This window comes from Endozoicomonas montiporae CL-33, from assembly GCF_001583435.1.
Lineage (GTDB): Bacteria > Pseudomonadota > Gammaproteobacteria > Pseudomonadales > Endozoicomonadaceae > Endozoicomonas_A > Endozoicomonas_A montiporae.
This window is the reverse complement of record NZ_CP013251.1, coordinates 1804989-1814616: the sequence shown is the minus strand read 5'-3', so window position 1 is coordinate 1814616 and position 9628 is coordinate 1804989. Positions and strand designations below refer to the sequence as shown.

Annotated in this window: 9 protein-coding genes (1 of these 9 running past the window's edge); 5 read left to right on the top strand and 4 right to left on the bottom strand. The window is 45.9% G+C overall.

Annotated features, from left to right (window positions below; genetic code table 11):
- On the bottom strand, positions 1-664 hold the 5' portion of the coding sequence (locus EZMO1_RS26160; protein ID WP_145912532.1) for a hypothetical protein. Its footprint begins 212 nt before the window's first position; the window shows 664 of its 876 coding nt (coding positions 1-664); its start codon is at positions 662-664; the stop codon falls past the left edge of the window.
- A 253-nt stretch (positions 665-917) separates the two neighbouring features.
- Here EZMO1_RS26160 and EZMO1_RS08175 point away from each other — a divergent pair, with 253 nt between their 5' ends.
- Complete coding sequence (locus EZMO1_RS08175; RefSeq protein ID WP_034874222.1) at positions 918-1475, top strand: chalcone isomerase family protein; 558 nt, start codon at positions 918-920, stop codon at positions 1473-1475.
- Positions 1476-1542: 67 nt separating this feature from the next.
- Here EZMO1_RS08175 and EZMO1_RS08170 read toward each other — a convergent pair whose 3' ends face one another.
- Positions 1543-2055 (bottom strand): GAF domain-containing protein, encoded by a 513-nt coding sequence (locus tag EZMO1_RS08170; RefSeq protein WP_034874223.1) that lies wholly within the window; start codon positions 2053-2055, stop codon positions 1543-1545.
- A gap of 74 nt (positions 2056-2129) precedes the next feature.
- A complete protein-coding gene (locus EZMO1_RS08165) occupies positions 2130-3227 on the bottom strand; it encodes a radical SAM protein (RefSeq protein ID WP_145912531.1) in 1098 nt (365 codons plus the stop codon).
- A 177-nt stretch (positions 3228-3404) separates the two neighbouring features.
- Between EZMO1_RS08165 and EZMO1_RS25430 the strand changes: the two genes are divergently transcribed.
- The 3 genes from EZMO1_RS25430 (at position 3405) to EZMO1_RS08150 (ending at position 7670) form a co-directional block, all read left to right on the top strand.
- Positions 3405-4156 (top strand): IS5 family transposase gene (locus EZMO1_RS25430; RefSeq protein WP_413783208.1). Its coding sequence is split into 2 segments (ribosomal slippage): positions 3405-3728 and positions 3731-4156, totalling 750 coding nucleotides; the frame shifts between segments, so codons are not numbered across the junction.
- Positions 4157-4227: 71 nt separating this feature from the next.
- Complete coding sequence (locus tag EZMO1_RS08155) at positions 4228-5676, top strand: hypothetical protein (protein ID WP_160174032.1); 1449 nt, start codon at positions 4228-4230, stop codon at positions 5674-5676.
- 425 nt (positions 5677-6101) lie between these two features.
- Positions 6102-7670 (top strand): AbgT family transporter, encoded by a 1569-nt coding sequence (locus EZMO1_RS08150; protein WP_034874228.1) that lies wholly within the window; start codon positions 6102-6104, stop codon positions 7668-7670.
- A 57-nt stretch (positions 7671-7727) separates the two neighbouring features.
- Here EZMO1_RS08150 and EZMO1_RS08145 read toward each other — a convergent pair whose 3' ends face one another.
- Positions 7728-9191, bottom strand: a complete 1464-nt coding sequence (locus tag EZMO1_RS08145) for a protein kinase family protein (protein ID WP_034874229.1) — start codon at positions 9189-9191, stop codon at positions 7728-7730.
- A 211-nt stretch (positions 9192-9402) separates the two neighbouring features.
- Here EZMO1_RS08145 and EZMO1_RS08140 point away from each other — a divergent pair, with 211 nt between their 5' ends.
- Positions 9403-9603, top strand: a complete 201-nt coding sequence (locus EZMO1_RS08140; protein ID WP_034874230.1) for a hypothetical protein — start codon at positions 9403-9405, stop codon at positions 9601-9603.
- Positions 9604-9628: the final 25 nt, after the last annotated feature.

Genomic DNA, 9628 nt, shown 5'->3' with positions numbered 1-9628 from the left:
TGATTGAGTAGGAAGAATAGTTGAGTGTACGAATTACTATATTGTTCTCGGGATTTATGATCTGCACCTTCCTCTGCATTGTATTCGTATGATTTATAACAATTGCTGCTGCTGAACCATCAGAAGCAAGCCCTATATCAATGTATGGTTCCCGAGAGTCATTATAATAGAGAAACTTAATGTGCTTGCGCCTCATATAACCAGAAAGATTCGAATAACTGAATATATTAGACGTGCTAATCATTGATGATGAAGGCCCCTGGAAAAACAAACCTGCAGTCCACATGACTTTATGGTGTTTATCAAACAGCATTTTTTTCCAGTTATAAACCCCGCCAAGGTGAGCAAACGAGGATCTATGCCCTTTGACATGAACGATACCTGATAAACACCGTCTGTCATAAGCGCTACAATCTGGATTTTGTGGATGCGCTAAGCAATACTCACACGGTCTGTCATGCCCTCCATAAATCACTGAGTGCGTTCCCGGGATGAACGACACATATCCGGGGCAACTCTTTTCAGGTAGAAACTGATGTGGAACTCGAATGGGCTTGAGCGTTAATAATGCCAGTGCGTTGCTCTCGCTAAGCACCTCAGTTGACTGTAACAGTAAGCTAACACCAAAAAACAAGAGCGAAGTGAACAGCAGCGATTTGTTCATTTTTACACTGCTCCAGTGTTATCAAAACATTGCGTTCGCGTAAAAGTAGTTTAAGCGGTCAACCTCAGCCAGTTTCTTACTTAAAAAAGTGACAACACCTTCAGAAAGAATGATCAAATAGAATTAATCTAAATTAGAAAAAAGTGTACATAGCTAAAAGTCTTGCAAGAAGCCGGTTACATAAATCCAATCAAACTTACTTTGCTTTTGACGTATATTACGATTTTATCTTAGTGCCCTCTCTGGAAATTACATGAAAAAACTGACTCTATTATTTGCCTCTCTATTAATGAGTTTTAGCCTGTATGCAAACGAAGTAGCAGGCGTTTCAATTCAGGATCAGCTGATGATAGATAACAAGGTTCTGAACCTGAATGGTGTCGGTGTTCGGAAAATGCTGTTTATGGATCTCTATGCTGGCTCGCTCTACACCAAAACGAAAACCAGTGATGCTGACGACATAATAAACAGCAAGACACCCGTCGCCATTCAACTGGATATTGTATCCAGCATGATTACATCGGATCGCATGGCAAGCACGGTCAATGACGGTTTTGAAACCGCAACAGGTGGCAACATGGCTCCTGTACGCGAACGACTGGATCAGTTCATCAATGTATTCAACGAAGATATTGTAAAAGGTGATCGTTTTATTATGTTGGTACTGCCCGGTGAAGGTCTGGCTGCTTATAAAAATGGCGACCATCTCACAACAATAAAAGGCGATGATTTCAGCCAGACATTGTTGAAGATATGGTTGGGCAACAAACCGGCTGACCGCAGCCTGAAGCGAGCTATGTTAAAAGGCTGAACCTGATAACAAAAGTCCATGTATTTGAAAGCTGTCGCCTGACTAAAACAGGCGACAGCTTTCAGAATCAACGACCAACAGAATAAAAAAGCTGTGAGAAAGCCAGCTGTTCCTCTAACTGCTGAACCATGGCCTCCAGCCCAATCTGATCATCCTGATCAAAACGGTGTACTGACGGGCTATCGATATCCAGAACAGCCACTACTTCATTATTAACGATCAACGGCACCACAATTTCACTGCGACTGGCTCCGTCACAGGCGATATGACCGGGAAATGCATGAACATCATCTACCATTATGGTTTGTTGTTCGCAAGCTGCAGTACCGCATACCCCCCGTCCAATGGGTATACGAACACAGGCAGGTTTTCCCATAAAGGGACCAAGCACCAGTTGTTTTCCCCGAACAATATAGAATCCGGCCCAGTTTACATCAGCCATAGAAGTGAACAGGAGGCTGGCGGTGTTGGCAAGGTTTGCCAGTGTATCGGTTTCTCCCTCAATTAAAGCGACCGCCTGTTGAGTGAGAAGCCGGTAGAAATCCGGCTTATGATCTGGAAATTCAGGTGCTTCAAACATCAATGCATCCTTTAGTTATTAGAACAACTATTTTTCTGATCCAAAAAATCAGGTGATTCAGTCTTAAATTCTGCTCAACAATAATAACGAAATCTCTGCATTTGATAGGGTATAACCTTTGCGACAGTACAAGCAGACAATTTTTCCTTAAGTTGATGAAATTCCCGAGCCCTCTGTTTTTTGTCAACCGAGGCAGATTCCAATGGTGACAGGTAGACAATATCCTGTCTCTCAAGCTCCAGTGTTTTGACAAAACGGGCTGTGCGCTGCACATTTCCCTGCTGACTAGCAGGTTCACTCGCACCTGCCAGTACAGTTATACCCACACCAATACCTGCTCGCTTGTAATCATAAACAGCTTGCTGAACTTTACTCAGGTCTGCAGACTTGCCAAGCTTGCCTCTTAATGTTCCCCATCCGGTTTCAAGCCCCACCACCAGACGGTCGAATCCGAGATTAGCCAGTTCCTGCCATTGCTCTGTACTTCTTGGGGCTGAAAAATCCGGATCAGCAAAAGCAGCAATCCCTCGTTTAAACTCACCAAGCTCACCATGAATCTGTTCCAGATAGTTCAGAAGTCGCCGCTGAGACAATGCCATGGCATTAGCTGAACCAACAAACAGGCCGTCTCTGGCTAACAGTCCCTCGCCAAACAACATCCGAACCCCCTGCAGATGTCTGGAAAACTGATCTGCCAACAGCATTTTGTAAGGCTTATCTTTGTAAAAGGCGCAAAAAGTGCATGCCCGGTTCGGGCAGCCAACCACCGGCTGAACCACAAGATCGCCATAACGATCGGGGGGAAGAATCGGAACCCCTTCTGGATAAGTGTCTTTATAAAGTATTGCGAGCCCCTGAAAATAGTCAAAATCCAGCTTCCCGGCAGTCACTAAAAGGCTCTTTATCCGGGCACAACCTTCCCAGCTCTGGCTCCAGCTATTCAGAGTCTCTGCCACCTTATTGATCAACCCTGTTTTTTCAGCCGGAGACAGAAGGGTTTCCCCTTTATCACAAACGATATCCCCGTTCATACATCGCCGGTAAAAACCAGAGTCACAGCGATAACTCACCCAACGCCCCTGATGATCCAGTCTGACAGAGGTTTCACTGGGCTGGTGCTCAAATTTATAACCTGAAGACAGCTTTCGAACATCGGGCTGAGGGGCGTGCATTGACAAACAGACTCTATCCAAAACAGGCAGCAGTCTGCCATGCCTGAAATCTTCTGGCAAAACCTATGATCCAAAATACGCCAGAATAGCCGCAAGCAATCACCATCACTAGGGGGCGTTCTCAATTAGCTCAAGTATGCATGTTTGAGGTATAGTTTGCGGCTTTTTTGGTTCACTATGCCTCGTACAGTTCTCCGCAATGATCAATGGAATCGAATCAAAGACCTCCTGCCAGGAAAATCATCAGACTGTGGAGTAACAGCCAAGGATAATCGCAAGTTTCTCGAAGCTGTTCTGTGGATTGCCAGAACTGGAGCACCATGGAGAGACCTACCAAATTCTTTCGGAAATTGGCACAGAGTTTATGTTCGCTATAACCGTTGGTGCCACAAGGGAACGTGGGGCGACATCTTTGAAGAGCTTTCCAAGGATAAGGATCTTGAGTATCTGATGGTAGACGGCAGTATTGCTCGAGTTCATCAGCATGGAGCACCAAAAAAACAGCTCAAGATGATGAGGCCGTTGGCAAATCAAGAGGTGGTCTGACGACTAAAATCCATGCTGCTGTAGATGCTCTGGGAAATCCGGTTCGCTTAATACTGACAGCAGGTCAAGCATCAGAATATGGTCAGGCAAATGCATTAATAGAGGCTTTTTCTGCAGATTATGTTCTTGCAGATAAAGGCTATGACTCAGATGCATTCATTCTGGCTATCGGCTGTATAGGGGCTGAACCGGTTATCCCGCCGAGAAAAGGAAGACTGCAACCAAGGCTCTATGACAGAGAGCTTTACAAGGAGCGCAATCTTGTAGAAAGGTTATTTCAAAAGCTGAAGCACTTCCGGAGAATCGCAACCCGATACGAACGGTTGGGTCGAAATTACTTGGGAATGCTTCAGTTGACAGCTTCTTTGGTCTGGTTGGCGTAATTGAGAACGCCCCCTAATACCTGCTACCTGATAGCGTTAATGTTTTGACACAAAAATCCGGCTTTAAGCGGATGTCCGTGACTTCTATCCAGCCTGCTATATTTCTTACCAACAAGACGTTAAAACAGGGATGTGTCATGTCAAATTTACCACCAGCAGGCGGTTCTCAAAGCCTACCAATTAACACCCCAGTCACAAGCGATGACAGCACCAGTGTGGACTCTGACCAAAAAGGGTCAACAAACACGAATGATGTAGGGAAGATAAGTCCAAAGAAATCTTTACTGCTGAAGGAGCAGCAGAAGGATGACAAACGGCCTGCAGCTACGACGACGAAATCACTGGGTCAAAGAAGTGCAGCACAGTCCACTATTCCCACTCCACCACCGCCTCCTCCATTGCCTGGTACTGGTAATATTCCTACACCGCCCCCACTCCCTGGTACAGTTCCTCCAGCACCGCCACTGCCTCCATCAGCTAAAGGAGCAGTTCAGAACCCAACCACAAGCCCTGACCTGAGTGGACCAAACCCGATACCAAAACCTCCGCGTACCTATGCAACAGAGGTCAAAAATGCTGACGTAGAAGATGACGCTTCAGTACCTGAGGAGGCAAAAGGCTCTGTACTTGTGAAAGAAGATGCCAGTACAGAGGCTGCCAAGAAAAATAACGGCATCAAAAAGAAGGTGGCGCATGTATTGGCCGGAATAAGAAGGTTTATTCAGAACAAAAATTTTGAGAAAGCTTCCCCGGCAATGCTCAACGAGTTACGAGTTGCGGCATCTTCGCTTCAAAGTACAGAAGGAAGAATTGAACTCAAAGCAAACCCTATTTTAGAGGCAATCCATCAAGAACTGACCGACTGGAACAACAATGTCGATAAGCTGGCAACATTAAAAGAAGAACAAGGTGCAAAATCCAGCGAACGTCAAGAGCTTATGGAACGTATGAAGGAGCAGAAAAAGCAAGTGGATGAGCTTGTTACCACCGTTGAAACGCTTTTGAACATACAAGACAAAGTCAATCGCAAGATGAGGAAAATCGAAACCCAGCGTCAGGATGCATCAATTGCAGATGAAGCTGTCACTCCTCCGACTTCCGACTCATCCAGCCAATCACCCTCGGCAGCCGCATTCCGAAATGCAAAGCTTAAAAAGACAGGAGCCACGCTGAAAGATGGCAATATAGAGATACCTAAAGATTCTTCGAAACCTCTCTCTGTAAACGAAGAAATATTATCGGGAGGCGTTCAACTCAGAAAAACGGGTATCGACCTCACCAGGCAAGACCAAGAAGACGAAGACGTAAAAAATGATAGCACTCCTGATGAAATGGATATTGACAATGACTATACCAAGGCTCGTAAACAGCTTAAAAGTCAATCTAATCATGCCTCCGAGCGACCAGCACAAGAAGCTCAGGACGAGTCCGAACTCGCAAAAGCGCTTCGTAAAAGGCGGGGATATGATGCTGCCCAGACTGATTTGACGGATAGCAAACGAAAAAAGGATAATGAATAGCTATAGAATAATTATCTTCTTAAGTTAATTCTTAACCCAAAGCCGACCAGTAGATGTCGGCTTTTTTTCGCAGTAAAGCTTGCTCATAAGACTCCTACATTTTTTAGAAAACGACATTGGTCTTATATTATGATCATCATGCAAATCACAATACAGCGGCTAAACTAGAGAGACGATAAACATAAGGTGATTACTATCCTTAAGTGAATCCGTTAAAGATATGACGACTATCAGGTTTTAGGCGACTTCAGGCCACTTCATCTAACATACAGTTTTTCCACTGACTATTCTGAAAATTCAATACAATCCAGCTGCTACTTTTTTTAGTCTTGAAGTCAGATCGACTGGTACACGGCATTAAAACTCAAGTCTGTTGTCACCTCCGCTCACATCATGCCAACCCGACAAAAATCTTCTGAGGTCTTATGAGTCAACAGGTTCCCCCTCTCTCTACTGCTCAGGATCGACCCACCCTGATGGACCGTTTCCTCAATGGTGTCGAGCGAGCCGGCAACAAATTGCCAGACCCTTCCCTGATGTTTTTATACGGCACACTGCTGGTATGGGTTTTGTCTGCACTGTTGTCTACCGTCAGTTTCGATATGATTCATCCCACCACCGGTGAAGCCATAGAGGTCAACAATCTGTTAACCGGAGAGTCACTGGCGGCATTTCTCTCATCAATGGTGGGTAATTTCACCGGCTTTGCCCCTTTAGGCATTGTGCTGGTTGCCATGCTTGGCGTGGGCGTGTCGGAGCAGTCCGGTTTTATCAATACCGGCCTGAAAAAAATGCTGGCAGTCACACCAAAAGCGCTTTTGACACCAGCCCTTGTAGTCGTCGCTATTCTTTCACATCTGGCTGCCGATGCGGGCTATGTTCTGGTTATTCCTCTGGGCGGGATTATCTTTCACGCAGCCGGGCGTCACCCTCTGGCCGGAGTTGTCGCAGCTTTTGCCGGTGTATCGGGCGGTTTTGCTGCCAGTTTCGTTCCTACGCCAACCGATCCTTTGCTGCAAGGGTTTACCCAGTCGGCAGCCCAGCTGTTTGACCCCGAGTATCAGGTAAATCCTCTGTGCAACTGGTTCTTTGCAGCTGCCTCCAGCCTGCTCGTTACTGTGGTTATCTGGTTTGTGACTGAACGGATTGTAGAGCCCCGCCTGAACAGTCATATGCCCATTGACGATGATGTAGAGCCCGTTGAAGACATGGGCTCCGTCAGCGCTGTTGAAAGCCGGGCATTCCGTATGGCGGGTCTGTCGATGCTGGCAGGTATCGGCCTGCTGTGCGCCTTTGTTCTACCAGAGTCGTCCCCCATGCGTTCTGCCGATGGAGAACTGACGTCACTGGCGTCTCCCCTTATGCAGTCCATCGTACCTCTGATTTTTCTGATTTTTGTTCTTCCGGGCGTTGTTTACGGTCTGGCTTCAGGCGTTTTCAAAAAAGCCAAAGACATTATCGATGCCATGGGTAAATCCATGTCCGGCATGGGCTCTTATATGGTCATGGCCTTTTTCTGCGCCCAGTTTCTGGCGGCTTTTGGCCAGTCCAATCTGGGCACTGTTCTGGCACTGAGCGGTGCCGAAGTACTACAAGCCATGAACCTGCCCGGACAAGTCACCATTGTCGGCATGATTCTTTTGACAGCTGTCGTTAATTTGGTAATCGGTTCAGCCTCGGCTAAATGGGCGCTGATGGGACCAATCCTGATCCCGATGCTAATGGCAGTAGGCATTTCACCGGAGCTGTCGCAGGCTGCTTATCGTCTGGGCGACTCGGTATCGAATATCATTTCACCACTGATGGTTTTCTTTCCGCTGATTGTGGTTTACTGCCAGCGTTATATCAAAAGTGCAGGGATTGGAACGCTGGCCTCTTTGATGATGCCTTACTCTCTGGCTCTGACGGTTATCTGGACAATCTTCCTGTTACTGTACTGGGCAACGGGGCTACCTTTGGGGATTCAGGGGCATTACACCTATCCGCCGATGTAAACTGCTTTTATTGATGATCATCCTAAAGGCAGCTGACTTCGGTTGCCTTGGTGATGATCAAAACAGTTTTTTCTTGGCGGGTATGTCTGAAGCGCCTCTGGTCTTGTGTTTTTTAGTAGCAGAGCCTTCCTGATACTGCTTTATGAACTGCATCAGAAAATCTTTAGCCTCTGACAGCGTTAACCGGTCTTCCGGGGAATGGCTCATGCATTGCAACACCATCTTCTGAATGAATTCCTCCAGATGTTTTTTACTGACACCTTGATCCGTACGATACTTTGAGGCTATTTCTTTCGCATCAACTACACTGGTGATCACCGGCTTGCCGTTTACTTTATCCAGCTCTGCTGAATCAGCTTTATTAAAATAATCCTGATAGGCTTTAAAAAGCCCGGGGCTGTAAGAAAAGTCACTTTCGCGGAGGTGTGACTGATTCACCCAGGCATGAAACAGCACCTCATTCTCCAATAACTGTAAAGCAATAATCCCAAGACAGAAAATCTCGGTTTTTTCACTCATGTGTTCCCGCTGCTGGCTTGTTAATTCCGGTGCCATATAAAAACAGGGGGGTTCACTGGCGAGCGTTCTGGGCTTATCAATTCGAGAGGCAAAACCAAAGTCTGTAATTTTAGCTTTACCCTGATTATCCAGAAGAATGTTCTTCAGCTTAAGATCACCATGCAAGAGTTTGCAGTCTTTATGGAGATACTCCACACCACAAAAAATACCTTCCAATATACCCAGTAGATTAACAAGGAGTAACTCTCCTTTTGAGTTCATTACAAACTGTTCAAGATCACCGGATAACGCTTCCATTAGAAGCATCACAGACTCTTGGCAAACATGGTAAGCCATCGCTTTAACAATATTAGGGTGGTCAAACTCAATGTGCGTAAATACTTCTCTGGCTGCTTGCCTGTGCTGGCGTTCAGAAAAACCTTCCTGACCGGCAAGAAACTGCTTCAGCGCCCCATTCTCTACTCCCTTAACAGTCTTGTCCACAAAATAAACCCGACCAAAGCTGCCTTCACCAAGCTTTTGAAGCCCTTTCAGCCTGTGAAGGACTCCCGGACTAATCTCATCCAGCTTTTTACCACGTTCAAACGGTATTAAGTGCACCTTACCCGGTGTTTCTGCCGGCATAGGCAGACCCGGTACTTTGGTCCCTGTTAAAACAAATGAATCATCCTCACCATCCAAACCAAATAGAGCATTAACATCATTTGAATCAAACTGGGAAAATGGTTTATCTCTTAAACGCGATTCAAAGAACCCCGGCGTTCTGTTCAGCTGATTGTTTGAAGATCCGGAGTTCTGGCTTTCACAAGGTTCAGCCAACCCGATGGTTTTCTCTGATTTTACCTTTGATACTGAAGTATCACTTTTATTGTCCGTACTGCTTGTTTCAGTCGTATCTGAATCCGATGAAGTCTGGTCGCTGGTTTCAGAAGAGCTACACTGCGCCACAAATTTCTCATCATGCCGTCCAGTGGTAAAACTCATTACATTCGATACATTCATTCAGACTCTCCTTTCTGCCTGAAGCCTTTGAGCCAAACCAATACAGCAGGTTCATAACAAGCCGGTCAGTGAATCTGACATCCGTTGATCTGTTCACCGGAACTCAGCCCGTTGTTCAATATCTAAACCATGACAGAGCAAATTTACGAACTGCGACTATCCTGATCTCAGGAAGCCAGACCGAACAATAAAACAGTTATGAGGTAGTAATATGTTCAATCTTCATCAAATGCTGGAAAACATGACGCTGACCGGCTGGATAATCGTTCTTATCTGCCTTGGTATCTGGACATTTGCCACTTATATGGTTGGAGAGTTCTCTGAACGAAAGTGGGGAGATCGTGAATCTGGCGCACTCATCGGCTTTTTCGCACCAGGGCTGATTTTTATGCTCTGCCTTTACCTGCTCTGATGTTTTAACCGACAGCAGGCAAAAG

Coding starts and splice junctions, on each gene's coding strand:
- EZMO1_RS08150 (WP_034874228.1), top strand. CDS start 6,102: ATGAGTCAACAGGTTCCCCCTCTCTCTACTGCTCAGGATCGACCCACC.
- EZMO1_RS08165 (WP_145912531.1), bottom strand. CDS start 3,227: ATGCACGCCCCTCAGCCCGATGTTCGAAAGCTGTCTTCAGGTTATAAA.
- EZMO1_RS08145 (WP_034874229.1), bottom strand. CDS start 9,191: ATGAATGTATCGAATGTAATGAGTTTTACCACTGGACGGCATGATGAG.
- EZMO1_RS08140 (WP_034874230.1), top strand. CDS start 9,403: ATGTTCAATCTTCATCAAATGCTGGAAAACATGACGCTGACCGGCTGG.
- EZMO1_RS08170 (WP_034874223.1), bottom strand. CDS start 2,055: ATGTTTGAAGCACCTGAATTTCCAGATCATAAGCCGGATTTCTACCGG.
- EZMO1_RS08175 (WP_034874222.1), top strand. CDS start 918: ATGAAAAAACTGACTCTATTATTTGCCTCTCTATTAATGAGTTTTAGC.
- EZMO1_RS08155 (WP_160174032.1), top strand. CDS start 4,228: ATGTCCGTGACTTCTATCCAGCCTGCTATATTTCTTACCAACAAGACG.